The organism is Rodentibacter rarus (assembly GCF_001998965.1).
GTDB classification, from domain to species: Bacteria; Pseudomonadota; Gammaproteobacteria; order Enterobacterales; family Pasteurellaceae; genus Rodentibacter; species Rodentibacter rarus.
In genome coordinates this window covers 1-20,420 of record NZ_MLHJ01000088.1, presented here as the reverse complement: position 1 = coordinate 20,420, position 20,420 = coordinate 1, and the positions used below count along the sequence as shown (strand labels likewise).

The window sequence follows — 20,420 nt, the reverse complement described above, 5'->3', positions numbered from 1 at the left end:
TTCTGTTAAAATTTCTGTTTTTGTGCATTTGCTACATAATACCGAAAAAGAACAACGTTTTTTGTAACCGCACTTTCAATACCTATTTCACAAAGATAAACACAATATCGCTATTTCTTTTCTCTCAAAAGCGCTTCAATACTTTCCACCAACCAATCAAATACGATTTTTACACGAGGATGAGTGACATTTCTGTATGGGCGATAAACATAAGCTGTCCATTGTTTGCGGGCAAGTTCGGGGAAAAGCTCCACCAATTCACCACTTTTTAGATAGGGCGCACAGAGAAAACGTGGCAAAAAGGCGATGGTTTGGGCTTGTCGGACAGCCGTAAGCTCATCAGCAATACAGGTAGCGGTAAACTTCGGACGAGGAGGGATAAACTGCGTTTTGTGGGACAAATACCACGCATAAGCCCGTCCGGTATTGGGATTGAATAAGGCACTCAGCGGATAATTTTTGAGATCTTGCCAGTTTTTCGGCTGCCCGCAGCGTTCTAAAAGCGCTGGCGATGCCACAATACAATCTTCGACTAAACCAACTTGACGAATAATAAGCCGATTGTCATCGGGCATACCAAAACGAAAACCCACATCAATTTGTTCATTCACCACATCTTCTACCGTCAATCTTGCTTGCCAATGTAGCCGCAAATCAGGATAAGCGGCGGCTTTTGCCAACACCTTTTCCAGCACCGCTTGCATTAACGGGATTTCAGGCACGGCAATTCGGACTATCCCTGCAATTTCCTGTGTGTTTAATGATTTTCGATAGCTAAACAATCGTTCTGCATCAGCAATAAGCTGTTGTGCTTGTGGTAAAAACGCTTCACCGAAATCCGTCAATTTAACTTGCCTTGTACTGCGTTGAAACAACACTTCGCCAAGTGTTTTTTCCAATGTGCCAATTGCCCTTGATACCACTTGAGGAGATAACGCAAGACGGTTTGCCGTTTCACGAAAATGCAAGGTTTCAGCCACACTACAAAAAATCCGTAATATTTCCAGTTTGTTCATTATTTCATTTATCTCTCATTTGTTGCTTGAGGCGATACTATATGATTAAACCTCAAAGAGGAATAATAAAATCCATAATAAGGAATTATATTGCACATAATTTTCGATATAATGCCCTTGTCTAAATGACAAAATGATTTGAAAAATGAACAGGAGAACGACTATGAGAATGTCACCGGAACGTTTAGCAAAAGCCTTTGAACAAGAAAAAACTATTTCAGCAGAAGATTATGAAAAAGTGAAAGGGTTGGCGGCAATCGTCCGTCCACTTCGTAGCTTCATTTTTAAAACCCCTGATGAATATGGTATGACCTATGAAGAACTCGTCATTCCCTCTGATGACGGTGTACCTTTAGAAGCCTGGTATATTCCCGCTAAAGAAAAATCCAATAAACTCATTATTTTCAACCACGCATTACCCATGTGCCGTTCAGGTTTCCCGGGGCATTTCGGTATGCCATGGGCTGGGTTTGATGCGGTAGAAATCGATTTTGTTATCCAATACAAACACTTAACCGATGCCGGCTATAATGTCTTAACTTACGATATTCGCAATCATGGCAACAGTGGGGCAGCGAATGGCGGTATCAGTGGCATTGGTAACTGGGAATGGCGTGATTGTGTCGGCATAAAAAAATGGGTCGATGCCCACCCTGAACTGAGCAAAATGACCGTTGGTTTATACAGCCAATGTATGGGCGGTAACTCACAATATCGTGCGATTAAAGAACGCCCTGAGTTGTTTGCTAACGTAAAATGTATGGTAAGCCCAATGGTGGTTTCCATGGCGGCAATTTATGATGCCTTCTCCGAATTACAGGGCGTGCAACAATATCAAGAATTGATTGATTTGGAACTGCTTCGTATGGGGGGATTCACCGCAGCAGAAATGACACCACATCTGACCGCTCCTTTTGTGCATATGCCAACACTCATTGTTCAAGTAAAAGATGATGCTTGGACACGCAATCCGGAAGATGGACAAAAAACCTTTGATTTATTGGCATCGAAAGAAAAAGAAATCTTTTGGATCGAAGGAACAACCCGCCGCTTTAAAGACGGTTACAACTGGTTTGGACGTGAACCGAAAGTTGTCCTCGATTTCTTCGCCAAATATATGAAGTAAAGTGCGGTCATTTTTAACCGACTTTTTGTCAAAAATATAGCCTATGTCGATAGCACAACATAGGCTATTTCTTTAAATTAAAAAGCAGAGGAAAAAATTATGAAAAAAATCACCCTCATCAGCGGGCATCCTGACTTATCCATTTCCGTTGGCAATAAACTGATTTTAGATGAACTCCAAGCCCATTTTGGTGAAAAAATCAATATTCGCAAATTGGATAGCCTTTATCCAAACTATCATTTTGATGTTGCGGCAGAACAAGCCGCTCTGGTGGAAGCCGATATCATCGTATGGCAATTCCCGATGTATTGGTATAACGTGCCTGCATTGCTCAAAAAATGGATTGATGATGTGTTGTTGCACGACTTCGCTTACGGCAGTAAAGGCGACAAATTGCAGGGAAAAAAATTGATTTTATCCTTCACCACAGGCGGGGGGACCGATGAGTACGATGGCAATCACGCCCATAAAATCAATGCCTTCTATCCTGCCTTTATGGACACTGCAAAACTCTGTGGAATGTGCTGGCAAGAACCGGTTTATTCACACGGCGTACTTTACATTGAAGGCATCAGTGATGCAAAAGCGCTATCTAATGTGCAGGCTATCGCTAACGATCACGCTAAGCGGTTAATTGCTCGTTTAGAAAGCCTTTAATGATCCAATCATAGCCACTTCCCCGCTTTATTTTTGATATAAAAATCTCCATTGCGCTGACCGCGCAATGGAGAATATGATTGCTTTAACGTTTTATGATTTAAAAACTCGATCCCGGTTGGGTTAAAAATTCAATTTCTTCTGCACTACTTTCCCGTCCTAACACGGCATTTCGATGAGGATAACGACCGAAGCGATCAATAATCACTTTATGTTTTAATTCAAAATCCACGCTTTCTTCGGGACCAAATTGTTTAAATAAAGGCACGGCCTGCTCGTGAATCACTTTGCTTTCACTGTGCATTAACGGCATCAGCATAAAATGACGTTCACGCACGGTCATCTTGCTAAATTCAGGCTGTTTGATGGCTTCTTGAGCCAGTGCGATAGCCATATTATCTTGGGCAAATGCCAACGGGCTATCACGATGTAAATTGCGTGAAAACTGGTCTAGCACAATAATTTCAGCCAATCGCCCCTGCACGGTTTCACGCCAATGGCTTAATTCCGATTGTACGGCTTGCTGCCACAACGCATAAAATTGTTCACGAATTTGGCGGTCAAATTCTTCACTTTTTGCAAACCAAAAAGGCTTTGTTTCCTCACTAAACCAAAAATCCAGTACAACTTGGTAAGACATTGCTTTCTCCTATCAATAAAAAACGGACATATTTTACACAAAAACGCCTTCATAAAGAATGGGCTAAAACAATACGCAAACGTTTTCGTTTTATGCCCTTTTCCTTTATAATGGCGCACAATTTTCATTTCTATTCACTCAAAGGGAATCCTTATGTTTCAAATTTTTCGTGGCTCACCTGCCCTTTCCGAATTCCGTATCCATGGTTTAATGCAAAAATTCCAGCAAAACGGGTTAGCTGTGCGGTCTGTCTATGCCGAGTATATCCATTTTGTGGAACTGAATAGCACACTTTCCGGCGAACAGGAAAGCAAACTAAAAGCCTTGCTCCATTACGGCCCAACCTTGGCAGAACACGAAGCAAAAGGGGAAACCTTTATTGTTATCCCACGTTTCGGTACGATTTCTTCTTGGTCATCTAAAGCGACTGATATCGCTCACAATTGTGGATTAAAAGAAGTGGCGAGAATTGAACGGGGGATTGCCTATTACTTTGCATTTAACCAACCTTTAGATGAAAAAACACAGTCAAAATTGACCGCACTTTTACACGATCGCATGATGGAAACCGTCGTGCGGGATGCCAAAGAGGCCGAAATGTTATTCCACCATCAAGCGCCAAAACCTTTTACCACGGTGGATATTTTAGGCGGTGGTCGAAAAGCCTTAGAAATCGCCAACATTGAGTTGGGGCTTGCTTTGGCAGAAGATGAAATCGATTATTTGGTGGACAATTTCACTAAACTTGGACGCAACCCGAACGATATCGAGCTTTATATGTTCGCTCAAGCGAATTCCGAGCATTGTCGCCACAAAATCTTTAATGCCGATTGGGTGATTGACGGTGAAAAACAAGAAAAATCCTTGTTTAAAATGATTAAAAATACCTTTGAGAAAACCCCGGATTTCGTGCTTTCCGCCTATAAAGATAATGCGGCAGTGATGGAAGGCTCTAAAGTGGGGCGTTTCTTTGCCGACCAAGACGGACAATATCGCTACCACAATGAAGATGCGCATATTTTAATGAAAGTGGAAACCCACAATCACCCAACAGCGATCTCCCCTTTCCCGGGGGCTGCAACCGGCTCCGGCGGGGAAATTCGTGATGAAGGCGCAACCGGTCGTGGAGCAAAACCCAAAGCGGGGTTAACCGGCTTTTCCGTGTCAAATTTGGTGATCCCAAACTTTGAACAACCTTGGGAAAATCCACTTTCCAAACCTAACCGCATTGCTTCAGCACTCGATATTATGATTGAAGGCCCGTTAGGGGGAGCGGCATTTAATAATGAATTTGGTCGCCCGGCATTACTTGGCTATTTCCGCACTTATGAAGGAAAAGTAAATAGCTTCAATGGAGAGGAAGTGCGGGGTTATCACAAGCCCATTATGCTGGCAGGCGGTATCGGCAATATTCGAGCCGAACATGTGCAAAAAGGCGAAATTCCTGTGGGCGCAAAACTTATCGTATTAGGCGGCCCGGCGATGAATATCGGCTTGGGTGGCGGTGCAGCTTCCTCAATGGATAGCGGTAAATCAAAGGAAAATTTAGATTTTGCTTCCGTTCAACGGGAAAACCCTGAAATGGAACGCCGCTGCCAAGAGGTGATCGACCGTTGCTGGCAACTCGGTGAAGAAAACCCCATTTTATTTATTCACGATGTGGGAGCAGGCGGTTTATCCAATGCCATGCCGGAATTGGTACACGATGGCGAGCGTGGCGGAAAATTCGATTTACGTTCCATTCTTTGTGATGAAAAAGGGATGTCCCCGCTTGAAATTTGGTGTAACGAATCACAGGAACGCTATGTGTTAGCCGTTGCGCCGGAAAAACTGGATTTATTTACCGCACTTTGCGAACGTGAACGTGCGCCTTTTGCGGTGATTGGTGAAGCCACGAGAGAACAACATTTAACCTTACACGATAGCCATTTCAACAATAATCCGATTGATTTACCAATGAATGTGCTACTCGGTAAAACACCGAAAATGACCCGAAATGTGCAATCAAGTGCGGTCGAAAATCCTCCCGTTTTGCAAGAGAATATTACGTTGAAAGAAGCCCTGCACCGAGTGTTACGTTTACCTGTAGTGGCAGAAAAAACCTTCCTCATTACCATTGGCGACCGCTCTGTCACCGGTATGGTGGCACGGGATCAAATGGTCGGCCCTTGGCAAATCCCGGTTTCCGATGTGGCAGTCACCACCGCAAGCCTTGATAGTTATCACGGTGAAGCTATGGCTATGGGGGAACGTGCCCCCACAGCTTTATTGGATTTCGGCGCATCCGCACGTTTAGCGGTGGCGGAATCCATCACTAACATTGCAGCGACTAACATCGGTGACATCAAACGCATTAAACTTTCCGCCAACTGGATGTCGGCGGCCGGCCACGGGGGAGAAGATGCCGGACTTTATGAAGCGGTGAAAGCCGTCGGTGAAGAACTTTGTCCGGCACTTGGTATCACGATTCCGGTGGGGAAAGATTCTATGTCGATGAAAACCAGCTGGGAGGAAAATGGTGAGAAGAAAACCGTCACCGCCCCACTTTCTTTAGTCATCAGTGCCTTTGCTCGAGTAGAAGATGTGCGTAAAACCGTCACACCACAACTGCGTACCGATAAAGGGGCTTCCCGCCTCTTGTTGATCGATTTGGGTGAAGGTAAAAATCGCCTTGGAGCGACCGCACTTGCTCAGGTTTATAAACAACTGGGTGATAAACCGGCAGATGTGGAAAATGCGAAAACATTGAAACAGTTTTTTGATGCCATGCAAACTTTGGTAGCAGAGCGTAAATTATTGGCTTACCACGACCGCTCTGACGGGGGCTTAATCGTCACCCTCGCAGAAATGGCCTTTGCCGGAAACTGCGGTATCGAAGTGGATATTTCCGCCCTAGGCGATAATGATCTTGCGGTATTATTTAACGAAGAACTGGGAGCGGTCATTCAAGTGGCAGAAAGCGAATTAAGCGCTGTGCGTGAAATTTTAAATGCCCACAATTTATTACCATTGACACACGAACTCGGGGCGGTAACCAGCGATGATCGTATCGAAATCGCACGAGGCAATAAAAAATTACTCTGTGAAAAACGTTCTGAATTGCGGGGTATTTGGGCGGAATTAACTCATCAAATGCAACGTTTGCGTGATAATCCGGAATGTGCCGACCAAGAGTTTGAAGCGAAAAAAGATCCGCAAAACAAAGGATTATCGGCCTTCCTAAGCTATGATCCGAATGAGGATATTGCCGCCCCTTATATTGCCAAAGGAGCAAAACCGAAAGTTGCGGTGCTTCGTGAACAAGGGGTCAATAGCCATGTGGAAATGGCGGCAGCCTTCGACCGTGCCGGTTTTGCCGCCATTGATGTTCACATGAGTGATTTAATGGCAGGACGTTACAATCTAAATGATTTCAATGCTATGGTCGCTTGTGGCGGTTTCTCTTATGGGGATGTCCTTGGGGCGGGTGGCGGCTGGGCAAAATCAATTTTGTTCAATCCGCAATTACGCGAACAATTCAGCCAATTCTTCGCTAATGAAAATACCCTATCTTTAGGGGTATGTAACGGTTGTCAGTTTATCTCCAACCTTGCGGAAATTATCCCGGGTGCAGAAAACTGGCCACGTTTTGTGCGTAATAAATCCGAACGTTTTGAAGCCCGCGTCGGCTTAGTGAAAATCAACGACACCCGCTCTTTGTGGTTCCAAGGTATGGCGGGTTCCCATATGCCGATTGCGGTTTCTCACGGTGAAGGACGGGTTGAATTCAAAACACCGGAAAATTTAACCGCACTTCAAACGCAAAATTTAATTGTGGCACAATATATTGATAACAACTTGAATGTCACCGAAACCTATCCGGCGAATCCAAACGGCTCTGCCTTAGGGATTACCGCCATTTCCAATGTGGACGGTCGAATTGCCGCAATGATGCCACACCCTGAACGGGTATTCCGAGCGGTGAGCAACTCGTGGTATCCGGAAGACTGGAGCGAAGATGGGGCGTGGATGCGGTTATTTAGAAATGCGAGAGTGGTATTAAAATAACCTAAAAATGAGGGGCTAATCTAGTAATTAGCCCCAATACACCTTTCTCCCAATAACATTTTTAAAATTTATGACAGTTATAAAAAACAATACATCTATCTTAATAAATCTATTGAATGTCTATTTAGTATTTTTAGTCATTGGTGTGTTAAATGATATCTTCACATTGAAACTCTTAAACAATTTTAAAGAGGGCATTTTTCCAGACTATGTGGACAATTTCGATAACTACACGGCTATTTTTAGCATTGTCTTTTTTATTCTCGTTATAGCGGTCTTGATTGTTGCCGGTGTGTGGCTTTATCGCTCACATAAACGCTTAAGGGATTGGGAAGTAAAGGATTTAAAATTCAGTGATGGAAGCTGTGTATGGTGGTATTTCATCCCATTTATGAATTTATTTAAGCCTTACCAAGCCATGAGAGAAACGTGGTTTGCCAGTCAGTCACCAATGAATTGGAAACTATCATCCTCTCCATTACTATTGAAAGTATGGTGGGGAAGTTGGATTATTTCTAATATTGTTAGTAATATCTACTCCAAGCTTTCTTTTCATGAGGAACAAAGCAATAGCCTCGATGGGTTGATGTTTTTAACCAACATTTCTATGGTTAGCGGTATCTTAGATATTTGTGCTACCATTCTTTTCTTGAAAGTTGTTAAAAAAGTCAATCAAATGCAGCTTGAATATTCATCTAATCTTGATTACCCACTCAAGGTATTTTCAAATAACTAACAATTCATTTAGTTAGAAAAAAACGCAGACAGTGCCCTGTTTATACTTTTCTCTTAGGAAAAAATGCGGTCAAAAATGACCGCACTTTTTGTCTTTTAGTATAAAACCCTTGCTCGAATTGTACCGTCAATCTCACGCAATTTAGCCAATAATGGCGCAGAATCTTCCGTTTCCACATCCACCACGACATAACCGATTTTCGGGTCGGTTTGTAAATATTGTGCGGCAATATTGATATTGGCTTCCATAAAAATTTGGTTGAGCTTATTCAAAATGCCCGGACGATTTTCGTGAATATGCAATAAACGCTTGGTGCCGGCGTGTTCCGGTAAAGACACTTCTGGGAAATTCACTGAAGATAATGTAGAGCCATTATCGGAATATTTCACAAATTTCCCTGCCACTTCAAAGCCAATATTTTCTTGCGCTTCTGCGGTAGAACCACCAATATGCGGGGTTAAAATTACATTATCAAATTCACGCAATGGTGAGACAAATTCTTCATTGATTGACGCCGGTTCAACCGGGAAGACATCAATTGCCGCTCCATTAATTTTCCCCTCTTTTAAGGCTTGAGCAAGCGCCTCAATGTCCACCACCGAACCCCGTGCCGCATTGATTAAAATAGAACCCGGTTTTAGCTGCGCAATACGCTCTGCGCTCATTAAATTACGGGTTGAAGGTAATTCCGGTACGTGTAAAGAGATCACATCACAGCTACCTAGTAAGTCTTCCAAGGTGGCAATCTGTTTGGCATTGCCAAGGGGCAATTTGTTTTCGATATCGTAGAAATACACATCCATACCTAAGGATTCCGCAATAATACTTAATTGAGAACCGATATGCCCATAACCGATAATCCCTAATTTTTTGCCCCGCACTTCGTGTGAGCCGGCTGCGGATTTATTCCATACCCCACGATGCACCTCCGCATTGGCTTGCGGCACATTGCGCATCAAAAGCAAAATTTCCCCTAACACTAATTCTGCGACAGAGCGTGTATTTGAAAATGGTGCATTAAATACCGGGATGCCTCGTGCTTTTGCTGCATTCAGATCAACCTGATTGGTGCCAATACAAAAACAGCCCACCGCAATGAGTTTTGGTGAGGCATCAATCATTTCCTCCGTTAAATGCGTGCGAGAACGCAGCCCGATAAAATGCGCATCTTTAATGGCGGCTTTTAACTCATCACCATCAAGGGCTTTTTTGTAATAATCAATATTGGTATAACCGGCAGCGTGCAAAGTATCTAATGCACTTTGATGCACGCCTTCCAGCAATACAAATTTGATTTTTGATTTGTCGAGTGACACTTTATTTGTCATGTTTGCCTTCCTTATTGTTATTTCTATAAATTATTCGATAATTTTTGCACCGTCAGGCGTACCGACAATCACCACATCGGCACTACGCAACGCAAAGATACCATTTGTCACCACACCGGCAACATTATTTAATTCTTTTTCCATTTCTACCGGATTTAAAATCGTAAAATTATGCACGTCTAAAATCACATTGCCATTATCCGTCACAATGCCTTCACGGTATTCCGGTGCACCGCCAAGTGCCGCTAGTTTTCTGCCCACTTGCGAGCGAGCCATAGGGATCACTTCCACCGGTAATGGGAAGGTTGACCCCAACACATCCACTTGCTTACTGCTATCTACGATACAAATAAATTTTTTTGCTAACGCTGCCACAATTTTTTCTCTCGTCAATGCGGCACCGCCCCCTTTAATCATCATTTTTTGTGGATTAATCTCATCCGCACCATCCACATAAATATCCAAGCCCGACACTTCATTGGCGCTAAACACGTCAATCCCTTGTTTACGCAGCAATTCTTCAGAGGCTTTTGATGCCGCCACAGCCCCTTTAATTTGATTTTTCATCGCCCCCAACGCTTCAATAAAGCAGTTCACGGTGGATCCACTACCCACGCCCACAATGGTATCCGCTTTGACATATTGTAAAGCGGCTTGAGCGGCAAGCCTTTTCATTTCTAATTGATCCATTTCTTTTCCTATTTTTAAGAAGTAAACGATTGCGTTACTTTAATACGCAAGAATTAAATAAACAAGTGCAAATTTTGATGAGTGATGATGAAAAAATAACATCACTTAATCTTCCGTTAAAAATAGTGCCAACAATTCGTTTAGAAATAATTTTCCGTGCTCGGTGATCTGCCAAGCCTTTTCGGTTTCTACGATATAATTTTGTTGAAGGGCAAAATCAATCTGATTTTTAACCGTATTGGGGGCTAACCCCGTATAAGCCTCAAATTCCCCTTTGGGTACAGCTTCCAATAAACGAAAACGATTCATAAAAAATTCAAAAGGGCGGTCAATTTCGGGGACGTTTTTTTCTTCGTAAAGATACTCCCCTCTCAAATAGCCTTTCGGGTGTTTAGTTTTGGAAAAACGGAGAATTTCCCCGTTAGGAAAAGTGAGTTTTCCGTGAGCACCACAGCCAATCGCCAAATAATCACCAAAACGCCAATAATTCACATTGTGCCGGCATTGAAAACCCGGTTTGGCATAAGCAGAAGTTTCATACTGTTGATAACCTGCGGCGGTGAGCAATTGATGCCCTTGCTCAAAAATAGCCCAAAGCGCCTCTTCATCGGGCAAGATTGGTGGACGGTAAGCAAACATTGTATTGGGTTCGATGGTAAGTTGATACCAAGAAAGATGAGGGGGCGCAAGTTCAATGGCTTGGCGTAAATCCGCTAAAGCCTCATCCAAGGTTTGATGAGGTAGCCCATGCATCAAATCCAAATTGAAACTTTGCAGCCCGGAAACTTTCGCCAAATTGACCGCACTTTTGGCTTCTTCTGCATTATGAATTCGCCCAAGACGCTGAAGTTTGTCATCGTTAAAACTTTGAATTCCCATAGAGATTCTCGTCACCCCCGCTGCCACATAGCCTTTAAAGCGTTCCGCTTCCACCGTACCGGGGTTGGCTTCCAAGGTAATCTCAATGTCCTTTTCGAAAGAAATCTGTTTTTTGATTTCACTCAATAAATACGCAATGCTTTCCGCATAAAACAAGCTCGGCGTGCCACCGCCAATGAAAATGGAATGTAATTGACGATCTTGAATTGATGGTTTAAAACGTGCTAAATCCGTTTTTAAATCTCGCAATAAATGATGAATATAATCCCTCTCGGGAATCTCACCTTTTTGTGCGTGGGAGTTAAAATCACAATAAGGGCATTTCTGCACACACCAAGGAATATGGATGTAGAGAGAAAGCGGAGGAAGTTTAAGCATGATAATTGATAGATTGGAAGATATGTTGTGGTATTTTATGCCATGATGAGAAATAACGAAAAGTAAAAATATCATCAGCGAATGATGACTGGGCAAAATAATGAAGGAGACAAAAATGAAATCCGCTCTTAATCTCTTTTCACTTTTTTGTGGTCAAGCGTTGAGCGGTAGTGTGATTTCTTTACTCACGCTCAGTTCCACTTCGGTGGGTAATGCTTTATCACCTCAAGATTTTCTAGTGTCTTTGCCAATTACAATGACTGTGCTGGGTTCTGCAATAACCGTCTATTTCGCATCTTTTTTAATGGCAAAATATGGCAGAAGAACGGCATTTATTGTGAGCGGATTCATTGGTATTGTCGGGGCATTATTGGCGATTTACGCCATTTATAACGCACAATTTTATCTATTTAGCCTTGCTGCTTTTATCTTGGGCAGTGCAACGGTGTTCAACCAATATTATCGTTTCGCTGCGGCGGAAGTGTTCAATAATGAAGGAAACAAAAAACGGGCAACCTCGTTGATTATCAGTGCGGGTATCATTGGTGGCGTATTAGGTCCTTTTTTAGCAGAGAAAGGCGCAAATTTATTGGCGGTAAAATATGTGGGAATTTTCTGGCTATGTTTGGCTGTTTTTGTGCTTTTAATTATCAGCCAACTTTTCCTTTCAATCAAAAATCCACCCGTTATTTACTCTCAAAATCAATCTATACCGAAAGGTATTTTCTTACAAAAGGAATTTAAAATCGGTACGGCGTGCAGTGCCTTCAGTTTTGCGATAATGGTGCTATTGATGAACGCCACGCCTTTGGCAATGCACCATCAACATTTTCAGCTTGAACAAATCAGTCCGGTGCTGCAATGGCATTTTGTGGCAATGTATAGCCCGGCGTTGCTATTGCCTTTTATGGTAAAAAAAGTCTCAAATCAATCTATTATCGGTTTAGGTTGTTTGTTGTTTATTATTGGTGGATTATGCGGTTTGTTTTTTCAGCAACATTGGGGATATTTCCTTGCATTGATGTTGATTGGTACAGGTTGGGGATTGATGTTTAGTGGCGGTACATTTTTACTTAATCAACTATCACCACAACATAAGCATAAATTACAAGGCATAAGTTCGCTTATCACTTATCTTGCCAATCTCACCGCCTCTTTTTCTGTGGGATTATTAATGACAATTACCCAGGGCTGGCAAATAGCGAATTTAAGTGCGGTCATTTTTATGAGTATTTTTAGCTTATGGCTCTTTTATCAATTCAAAAAAATGAAAACTTAAACACTAATTCAGCGATTGATTTTTAAGTTATCATACCGATAAAAAGGCTTGTTTTCACAAGCCTTAAAAAATATTCAATTTATTTTGTCACACTTAGTTCACTGAAAAATACGTCAATGAACCTGGGCCGATAGGTAAACCAAACACAAAAACCCAAAGGTAGAAAAGGGTGACCCAACCGATGATGAAAATAAATGAATAAGGGATCATCATCGCCATAAGTGTCCCTACCCCTGTATCTTTTTTATAACGCACGGCAACTGCCATAATTAAGCCGAAATAGCTCATCATTGGTGTAATAATATTCGTTGTTGAATCGCCAATGCGATAAGCCGCCTGAATCACTTCCGGTGCATACCCGACTAACATCAGCATTGGAACAAAAATAGGAGCGGTTAATGCCCATTGGGCGGAGGCGGAGGAAATCATCAAATTGATAAAAGCACAAACTAAGATGAAACCGACAAAAAGCATAGGACCGGTTAAGCCAAGTTCAATCAGTAAATTCGCCCCTTTTACCGCCACAATTGAACCTAAGTTCGTCCACTTAAAAAATGCCACAAACTGTGCCGCAAAGAAGACCAATACAATATACATTCCCATTGAAGCCATCCCTTGAGACATTGATTTGACAATATCTTGAGAAGAGTTCATTGAACCGGTCACTCGCCCATAGATGTAGCCGGGAATAGCAAAAAAGATAAAAATAAAAACCACAATGCCATGTAAGAAAGGTGAACCTGCAACAAGCCCTGTTTTAGGGTGACGCAAAATGCCGTTTTCAGGAACAATGGTCCAAGCAAGAAGTAAGGAAAAAATGACCATTGCGATTCCGGCCCACATTAAGCCCTTTTTCTCATTTGCGGTTAATTTTTCTACTTTATTGTTAAGAATCGTAGGATCATCCGCCTCTTGGGGATTATATTTTCCAAGCTGTGGTTCAACGATTTTTTCAGTGACTAAATAGCCCAAAATACTCACTAAAAATGTACTCACAAACATAAAATACCAGTTTGCCTCAGGACCAACCACATAATTAGGCTCAATTAAACGGGCTGCCTCTTGGGTAATGCCTGATAAAAGCGGATCCACGGTGCCTAATAGCAAGTTCGCACTATATCCCCCTGAAACACCGGCAAAGGCGGCGGCAATCCCTGCAAGCGGATGACGGCCAAGTGCGTGAAAAATCATAGCGGCAAGAGGAATTAAGACCACATAACCCAACTCTGCCGCTGTATTTGAAATCACCGCAGCAAATACAATGGTGAACGTCACCAATTTTTTCGGTGTCCCCACGACAAGTCCCCTCAAAGCAGCAGAAATCATTCCTGAAGATTCGGCAATGGATACCCCAAGCATTGCCACTAAAACCGTGCCAAGTGGTGCGAAACCGGTGAAATTTTTCACTAAACTACTCACCATATAAGCAATCCCTTCCTGGCTAAGTAGGCTTTTCACCACAATATCACCGGAATGATTAGGTCGTGGATCGACAACACTCACATCAAAATAATGCAAAATGGCTGAAAACACGATCAAAATAGCGCACATCAACATAAATAAAATCACAGGGTGTGGCAGTAAATTTCCGAGCCATTCCACCCCTTTTAAAAAATGCTGAATTCGACTGTTTTTTTGAGAAACGGTTGATGACATAGGCATATCCTTTTTTATTGGTTAAAGAGTAAATTTCATATTCGCATATTTTTTACTAAACCCCAAAAAAAATTTCCACTACTTAAACAATAACATTACATTTTTTTAACTTTTTGAGCGAATTGTCAAAAAATCAGAATTTAACGCAACAAAAAAGGCTTGTTTTCACAAGCCTTTAAAAAATATTGAATTAATTGACCGCTCTTGTGGTTTTCGTGGCGGCTTTACAACGTGGGGTTTTCGGTTTGGCTTCCACTTTGACGAATTCAATTCCTTCAGGTGGGTTTTCAAGTGCCAAGCCTAACACTTCATCAATGGTTTCTACCGAATGAATCGCAAGACTTTGTTTCACGTTATCCGGAATGTCTTCCAAATCTTTCACATTCTCTTTTGGAATTAATACGGTTTTTATACCGCCACGGTGTGCAGCCAAGAGTTTTTCTTTTAAACCGCCGATTGGCAAGACTTTACCACGCAAGCTGATCTCTCCTGTCATTGCCACATCCGCACGCACCGGGTTGCCCGTTAAACAAGATACCAGCGCCGTACACATGGCAATCCCTGCACTTGGGCCGTCTTTTGGTGTTGCACCATCCGGCACGTGAATATGAATATCACGTTTTTCGTGGAACTCAGGGTTAATACCAAGTCGATCTGCACGAGAACGTACCACCGTCATCGCTGCTTGGATGGATTCTTTCATCACATCCCCCAAAGAGCCGGTGAAGGTTAACTTACCTTTACCAACTACAGAGGCAGTTTCAATGGTAAGCAGATCACCGCCAACTTCTGTCCATGCCAGACCGGTGACTTCGCCTATGCGATTTTGCGTATCCGCTTTGCCGAATTCAAAACGTTTCACGCCAAGATAATCGTGAAGATTCTCACTATTCACCGTGATAGATTTCAGCTTAGGATTCACCAATAAATTTTTCACCGCTTTGCGACAAATTTTGGAAATTTCCCGTTCCAAATTACGCACACCGGCCTCTCGGGTGTAATAGCGGATAATGTCTAAAATCGCACTTTCTTCTACCACTAATTCCCCTTTCTTCAAACCGTTACGCTCAATTTGTTTTTGTAACAAATGACGTATGGCGATATTGAGTTTTTCATCTTCCGTATAACCGGAAAGGCGAATCACTTCCATACGGTCAAGCAACGGCCCTGGAATATTCATGGAATTTGAGGTGGCTACAAACATCACATCGGAAAGATCATAATCCACTTCTAAATAATGATCGTTAAACGTGGTGTTTTGTTCCGGATCAAGCACTTCTAATAAGGCAGAAGCTGGATCGCCACGCATATCCGATGCCATTTTATCGATCTCATCAAGTAAGAATAACGGGTTTTTTACCCCAACTTTTGCCATTTTTTGAATGAGTTTGCCCGGTAATGCACCAATGTAGGTTTTGCGATGTCCACGAATTTCCGCCTCATCACGCACGCCACCTAATGCCATACGTACATACTTCCGCCCTGTTGCATTAGCAATCGACTGACCAAGCGAGGTTTTCCCTACCCCCGGTGGTCCAACCAAGCAAAGAATCGGCCCCTTAATTTTATTAAGACGTGCTTGCACTGCAAGATATTCCAAAATGCGTTCTTTTACCCGCTCCAAACCATAGTGATCCGCATCCAGCACTTGTTGAGCCTTGGTAATATCTTTTTTCACTTTCGTGCGTTGATGCCACGGCACTTGAATCATCCATTCAATGTAGCTACGCACCACGGTGGCCTCTGCGGACATGGCTGACATCATTTTGAGTTTTTGTAGTTCGCTTTCCACTTTCTCACGCACTTCAGCCGGCATTCCCGCCGCTTCCACTTTTTGACGAAGTTGTTCCACTTCATCAATGGTATCTTCATTTTCGCCATCGTCCATTTCTTTTCGAATGGCTTTAATTTGCTCGTTCAGATAATAGTTACGCTGGCTTTTTTCCATCTGTTTTTTCACACGGCTACGAATGCGTTTTTCCACCTGGAGAATATCCGCCTCCGATTCCATCATACCAAGCAAATATTCCAAACGCGCTTGCACATCAGCCAATTCCAACACACTTTGTTTATGACGAACGCTTACCGGCAAATGTGCTGCCATGGTATCTGCCAAGCGATCGGCCTCATCAATCCGTTGTAGGGCGCCTAGCACATCAGCCGGTACTTTTTTATTCAACGCTAGGTAATTTTCAAACTCGGACAAGACGGCATTTTTGACAATCTCTAATTCTTTTTTATCACCTCGGACAGTATCAATCGGGGTGATTTCTGCAGAGAAAAATTGTTCCCCTTCTTCTAGATGATTGATTTTTGCCCGTTGCTGCCCCTCGACAAGCACTTTTACTGTGCCGTCAGGCAATTTTAAAAGCTGGATAATATTGGCAATCGTGCCCACATCAAACACATCATCAATCGCCGGTTCTTCTAAATCCGCTTGTTTTTGTGAAACCAAAAGAAGCTGTTTATTTTCATTCATCGCTTCTTCAAGGGCATTAATGGATTTTGCACGCCCCACAAAAAGCGGCATCACCATATAAGGGAAAACCACGACATCACGTAATGGCAATACGGGCATCGTGCGTTGTGTTCTTTTGGCGTTCATATCTTCTCTCTAATTCTATTTCGACAATTTGGGGTAATATGGGGGTGGGTTTAGTGAATTCAAGGGAATAGGATTAATTAGAAATAAAATGCCGCCGTTTTGATCTCCATCCCCAAAATGAGTAAAATCCGTCAGTGCTATCGCCCCCTATTTATTCGCTGCACAGGTCTTCACCAAAGGTTTTACTTTAGCGATGCTCAATGTAAACAAAAAGTGCGGTAAATTTCACCGCACTTCTATAGCTATAGCATTAATTATCTTATTTTCTCGCAAGAGGGGGAACAAACATTAAACCTAAATCCCAAGGTTGTTCAATCCAAGTATTTTGTGGAATGTCAATGACATAATCATCCACTAATTCTGCACCTGCCGGTTTAGCGAAAACAGTGACAAATTTTGCATTGGGATACATTTCACGAATGGCACGAGCCGTGTTGCCGGTGTCCACTAAATCGTCCACCACAATAAATCCCTCTCCACCATTTGGCACTTCCGCAGCGTGTAACACTTGCAGCTCACCTTGATTTTTATGATCGTGATAGCTGGCGATACAAACAGTTTCTACGTGGCGAATGCTCAATTCACGAGCTAATACTGCTGCCGGAAATAAACCGCCGCGGCTCACCGCAATAATCCCCTTCCATTGGGAAGCGGGAAGTAAACGTTCTGATAATTTGCGGGCATGCATTTGGAACATATCCCAAGTCACCACATATTTTTCGCTCATAATTGCACCTTAATATCAATAAAAATGGCGTAAGGATAACCTGAAACAAGGTTTTATGCTATTATTTCGTGAAATTTTTCGTGAAAAGGAGCGAATATGTCTGAAATTACTCAATTACAACCCCAATTATTATGGAAATGGTTTGATCAAATTTGTGCAATCCCTCACCCTTCCCATCATGAGGATGAACTGGCAAATTTCATTGTCAATTGGGCGAAAGAAAAACAATTTTTTGTGGAGCGTGATAACGCCGGCAATGTGTTGATTCGTAAACCGGCAACTGCGGGTATGGAAAACCGCACTCCGGTAGCATTGCAAGCCCATTTGGATATGGTACCGCAAGCCAATGAGGGCAATCCCCACGATTTCACCCAAGATCCGATTCGCCCTTATATTGACGGCGATTGGGTAAAAGCACAAGGCACCACATTAGGGGCGGACAACGGAATTGGATTAGCTTCCGCCCTTGCCGTGTTGGAAAGCGATGATGTGGCACATCCGCCTCTTGAAGTGTTGCTTACTATGACGGAAGAAACCGGTATGGACGGTGCATTAAATCTTCGCCGTAACTGGTTGCAATCAGACATTCTCATTAATACCGATACGGAAGAAATCGGCGAAATTTACATTGGTTGCGCCGGTGGCATTAATGCTAATTTGGAACTACCGATAGAACGAGAAAACAACGCTTTCGAACATTGCGTTCAGCTCACCTTAAAAGGTTTGCGTGGCGGACATTCCGGTTGCGATATTCACACCGGCAGAGCCAACGCCATTAAAGTGTTAGCTCGTGTATTAGCAAAACTGGCTCAAAACCAACCGCACTTTGCTTTAGCTGAAATTCGTGGTGGTTCTATTCGAAACGCCATCCCTCGTGAAGCGGCAGCGGTGCTGGCGTTCAATGGTGATCTTAATGCCCTTGAAAGTGCGGTCAAAAATCTGGAGGTTTTACTCAAAGAAGAATTAGCCATTGCCGAGCCAAACTTAACCCTCTTTGTTGAACCGATAAATAAAGCTGAAACAGTATTCACTCAACAAAGCACAAAAACCGTGATTCACTTGCTCAATGCCTTACCAAACGGCGTGATTCGCAACAGTGATGTGATTAAAAATGTGGTGGAAAGCTCGCTCAGTATCGGCGTATTAAAAACTGAGGGCGACAAAGTAAAAGGCACGATTTTAGTCCGTTCATTGATTGAAAGCGGTAAGGCTTATGTGACCGAGCTATTAAGTTCCGTTGCCACTTTAGCCGGTGCAAAAACCGAATTCTCCGCCCCTTACCCGGGTTGGAAACCGGTGAACGACTCCGCCATTCTCAACCTAACAAAAAAACATTATGCCGAAGTATTAGGCAAAGCCCCCGAAATCAAAGTGATCCACGCCGGTCTTGAATGCGGCTTACTCAAAGAGCATTATCCGCATATTAATATGGTGTCTTTAGGCCCGACCATCCGCAACGCCCACTCACCGGATGAAAAAGTACAAATCTCAGCGGTGCAGACATATTGGGAGGTGTTGGTGAGCGTGTTGGGGGGGATCTCAATCAAATAATGAAAGTAAAAAACGGTTGTCATATCACAACCGTTTTTCTTTACTTCACCCAAAACTCCCTTTTCACCCACTTCCACAAGGTCATCAACACAAGTAATCCAATCATCAAATTTGCAAAGATAAAGGCAAATATGGCAATGGCGGATAGCACTTGGTTGTGGTAAAAAACAACCGCACTATTTGCCATGGAGGCTAAGCCGAATGAGAAAGCCCATAAACCGATGTTTAAGCCTTTTTCAATAATCCAAGGGAAAATTCTCAATAAAAAAAACATCTGCAAGAAGCCATAGCCCCATAGGATTTTGGCGAAAGTATCGATTTCCCCTTGATTAACGGCAAGATAAGCGGATGTGCCAACAAATGCGGGAGCAAGAATAATCCCCATGGTGGCTCGGAAAGGCGGTTCTAAGGAAGAAATGCGTAGATGTTGGAGCAATACGGGTTCAAACATTATCCAAGAAATGAAACCGGCACCCAAAAATAAATAGCCAAGATCATAATACCCCAGTAAAGCCAGTGAACTTGCACTGGTGAAATTGGCGGCGACAGCGGGTAAATAAAAGGGGGGGCGTGTTGATTTTTGCTCAAAAATCCCCCCTTTCCAGAGTTCACTTATCCTAAAAGAAGAAAACAGTAATTGCCCGATGGTTCCAAGCCAAATCATCACTTCCGCTATCACAGGATTCCAACGATAGACAATATCACCAACTAACATTGTGGTAATAGGAATCAACGCAAGAAAAGAAAAGCGAACAGGGCAACGATACTCTTCCTTCACTTCGTGAAAATAATCACGCAATTTATACCCATACATAGCAATAAAGGCTAACCAAACGATCATTGCCGTAATGCCGATCACATCACTCATCATTTGCCCCCAAGGGAAGAAGTCCGCCAAATGCCACCACGCCAAAGACAGCGCAGCCAAACCAAGGGGAATACCGAAATAGCCGGTGGGTAAAGGGAAAGGTTTTATTGTTTTCATTAAAATGCTCCTCACTGCGAAAACGTGAGAAAAGTTTAACATAAGATAAAAAAATAGAACTATTCTAAAAAGTTCTAAACTATTCCTAAAAAATCCTAAAATTTCGGTATTATGCAGCAG

The 20,420-nt window shown here is 42.8% G+C and carries 15 protein-coding genes; 6 read left to right on the top strand and 9 right to left on the bottom strand.

Going from position 1 to position 20,420, the window contains the following annotated elements:
• Nucleotides 1–110 precede the first annotated feature (110 nt).
• The gene (locus BKK50_RS08885; protein ID WP_077417336.1) at nt 111–1,016 is read right to left on the bottom strand and encodes a LysR family transcriptional regulator; all 906 of its coding nucleotides are present in this window, start codon (nt 1,014–1,016) and stop codon (nt 111–113) included.
• A gap of 169 nt (nt 1,017–1,185) precedes the next feature.
• Here BKK50_RS08885 and BKK50_RS08880 point away from each other — a divergent pair, with 169 nt between their 5' ends.
• Together BKK50_RS08880 and BKK50_RS08875 are read left to right on the top strand one after the other, a co-directional pair.
• Nucleotides 1,186–2,142: an alpha/beta hydrolase family protein gene (locus tag BKK50_RS08880; protein WP_077417338.1), complete on the top strand. Its 957-nt coding sequence runs from the start codon at nt 1,186–1,188 to the stop codon at nt 2,140–2,142.
• Nucleotides 2,143–2,241: 99 nt separating this feature from the next.
• Entirely contained in the window at nt 2,242–2,799 is a 558-nt protein-coding gene (locus tag BKK50_RS08875; protein ID WP_077417334.1) for an NAD(P)H-dependent oxidoreductase, read from the top strand.
• 100 nt (nt 2,800–2,899) lie between these two features.
• On the opposite strand, the gene BKK50_RS08870 is transcribed toward BKK50_RS08875, so the two are convergent.
• Nucleotides 2,900–3,439: a DUF924 family protein gene (locus tag BKK50_RS08870; protein ID WP_077417332.1), complete on the bottom strand. Its 540-nt coding sequence runs from the start codon at nt 3,437–3,439 to the stop codon at nt 2,900–2,902.
• A 153-nt stretch (nt 3,440–3,592) separates the two neighbouring features.
• Between BKK50_RS08870 and purL the strand changes: the two genes are divergently transcribed.
• Both purL and BKK50_RS08860 read left to right on the top strand, forming a co-directional pair.
• Nucleotides 3,593–7,486, top strand: a complete 3,894-nt coding sequence (purL, locus tag BKK50_RS08865; protein ID WP_077417330.1) for a phosphoribosylformylglycinamidine synthase — start codon at nt 3,593–3,595, stop codon at nt 7,484–7,486.
• A 70-nt stretch (nt 7,487–7,556) separates the two neighbouring features.
• On the top strand, nt 7,557–8,222 hold the full coding sequence (locus BKK50_RS08860; RefSeq protein WP_077417328.1) for a DUF4328 domain-containing protein: 666 nt from the start codon (nt 7,557–7,559) through the stop codon (nt 8,220–8,222).
• Nucleotides 8,223–8,317: 95 nt separating this feature from the next.
• Here the strand turns inward: BKK50_RS08860 and serA are convergent, their stop codons facing one another.
• The 3 genes from serA to hemW form a co-directional block, all read right to left on the bottom strand.
• On the bottom strand, nt 8,318–9,550 hold the full coding sequence (serA, locus tag BKK50_RS08855; RefSeq protein WP_077417326.1) for a phosphoglycerate dehydrogenase: 1,233 nt from the start codon (nt 9,548–9,550) through the stop codon (nt 8,318–8,320).
• A 30-nt stretch (nt 9,551–9,580) separates the two neighbouring features.
• On the bottom strand, nt 9,581–10,240 hold the full coding sequence (gene rpiA, locus BKK50_RS08850) for a ribose-5-phosphate isomerase RpiA (protein WP_077417325.1): 660 nt from the start codon (nt 10,238–10,240) through the stop codon (nt 9,581–9,583).
• Between the two features lie 105 nt (nt 10,241–10,345).
• Nucleotides 10,346–11,497, bottom strand: a complete 1,152-nt coding sequence (hemW, locus tag BKK50_RS08845) for a radical SAM family heme chaperone HemW (protein ID WP_077417323.1) — start codon at nt 11,495–11,497, stop codon at nt 10,346–10,348.
• Between the two features lie 115 nt (nt 11,498–11,612).
• On the opposite strand from hemW, the gene BKK50_RS08840 reads away from it, so the two are divergent.
• Nucleotides 11,613–12,776, top strand: a complete 1,164-nt coding sequence (locus tag BKK50_RS08840; protein WP_158074662.1) for an MFS transporter — start codon at nt 11,613–11,615, stop codon at nt 12,774–12,776.
• 93 nt (nt 12,777–12,869) lie between these two features.
• On the opposite strand, the gene BKK50_RS08835 is transcribed toward BKK50_RS08840, so the two are convergent.
• From BKK50_RS08835 to gpt, 3 genes are all read right to left on the bottom strand, one after another.
• On the bottom strand, nt 12,870–14,432 hold the full coding sequence (locus BKK50_RS08835) for an AbgT family transporter (protein WP_077417319.1): 1,563 nt from the start codon (nt 14,430–14,432) through the stop codon (nt 12,870–12,872).
• Nucleotides 14,433–14,622: 190 nt separating this feature from the next.
• Nucleotides 14,623–17,037, bottom strand: coding sequence for an endopeptidase La (lon, locus tag BKK50_RS08830; RefSeq protein ID WP_077417317.1), 2,415 nt, complete (start codon nt 17,035–17,037; stop codon nt 14,623–14,625).
• Between the two features lie 259 nt (nt 17,038–17,296).
• A complete protein-coding gene (gpt, locus tag BKK50_RS08825) occupies nt 17,297–17,764 on the bottom strand; it encodes a xanthine phosphoribosyltransferase (protein ID WP_077417316.1) in 468 nt (155 codons plus the stop codon).
• Between the two features lie 96 nt (nt 17,765–17,860).
• Between gpt and pepD the strand changes: the two genes are divergently transcribed.
• The gene (pepD, locus tag BKK50_RS08820; protein WP_077417314.1) at nt 17,861–19,315 is read left to right on the top strand and encodes a beta-Ala-His dipeptidase; all 1,455 of its coding nucleotides are present in this window, start codon (nt 17,861–17,863) and stop codon (nt 19,313–19,315) included.
• Nucleotides 19,316–19,355: 40 nt separating this feature from the next.
• On the opposite strand, the gene tehA is transcribed toward pepD, so the two are convergent.
• Entirely contained in the window at nt 19,356–20,300 is a 945-nt protein-coding gene (tehA, locus tag BKK50_RS08815; protein WP_077417312.1) for a dicarboxylate transporter/tellurite-resistance protein TehA, read from the bottom strand.
• Nucleotides 20,301–20,420: the final 120 nt, after the last annotated feature.

Excerpts from the sequence above, each read along its gene's own strand:
- BKK50_RS08885 (WP_077417336.1), bottom strand. The coding sequence starts at position 1,016 with ATGAACAAACTGGAAATATTACGGATTTTTTGTAGTGTGGCTGAAACC.
- BKK50_RS08880 (WP_077417338.1), top strand. The coding sequence starts at position 1,186 with ATGTCACCGGAACGTTTAGCAAAAGCCTTTGAACAAGAAAAAACTATT.
- BKK50_RS08875 (WP_077417334.1), top strand. The coding sequence starts at position 2,242 with ATGAAAAAAATCACCCTCATCAGCGGGCATCCTGACTTATCCATTTCC.
- BKK50_RS08870 (WP_077417332.1), bottom strand. The coding sequence starts at position 3,439 with ATGTCTTACCAAGTTGTACTGGATTTTTGGTTTAGTGAGGAAACAAAG.
- purL (WP_077417330.1), top strand. The coding sequence starts at position 3,593 with ATGTTTCAAATTTTTCGTGGCTCACCTGCCCTTTCCGAATTCCGTATC.
- BKK50_RS08860 (WP_077417328.1), top strand. The coding sequence starts at position 7,557 with ATGACAGTTATAAAAAACAATACATCTATCTTAATAAATCTATTGAAT.
- serA (WP_077417326.1), bottom strand. The coding sequence starts at position 9,550 with ATGACAAATAAAGTGTCACTCGACAAATCAAAAATCAAATTTGTATTG.
- rpiA (WP_077417325.1), bottom strand. The coding sequence starts at position 10,240 with ATGGATCAATTAGAAATGAAAAGGCTTGCCGCTCAAGCCGCTTTACAA.
- hemW (WP_077417323.1), bottom strand. The coding sequence starts at position 11,497 with ATGCTTAAACTTCCTCCGCTTTCTCTCTACATCCATATTCCTTGGTGT.
- BKK50_RS08840 (WP_158074662.1), top strand. The coding sequence starts at position 11,613 with ATGAAATCCGCTCTTAATCTCTTTTCACTTTTTTGTGGTCAAGCGTTG.
- BKK50_RS08835 (WP_077417319.1), bottom strand. The coding sequence starts at position 14,432 with ATGTCATCAACCGTTTCTCAAAAAAACAGTCGAATTCAGCATTTTTTA.
- lon (WP_077417317.1), bottom strand. The coding sequence starts at position 17,037 with ATGAACGCCAAAAGAACACAACGCACGATGCCCGTATTGCCATTACGT.
- gpt (WP_077417316.1), bottom strand. The coding sequence starts at position 17,764 with ATGAGCGAAAAATATGTGGTGACTTGGGATATGTTCCAAATGCATGCC.
- pepD (WP_077417314.1), top strand. The coding sequence starts at position 17,861 with ATGTCTGAAATTACTCAATTACAACCCCAATTATTATGGAAATGGTTT.
- tehA (WP_077417312.1), bottom strand. The coding sequence starts at position 20,300 with ATGAAAACAATAAAACCTTTCCCTTTACCCACCGGCTATTTCGGTATT.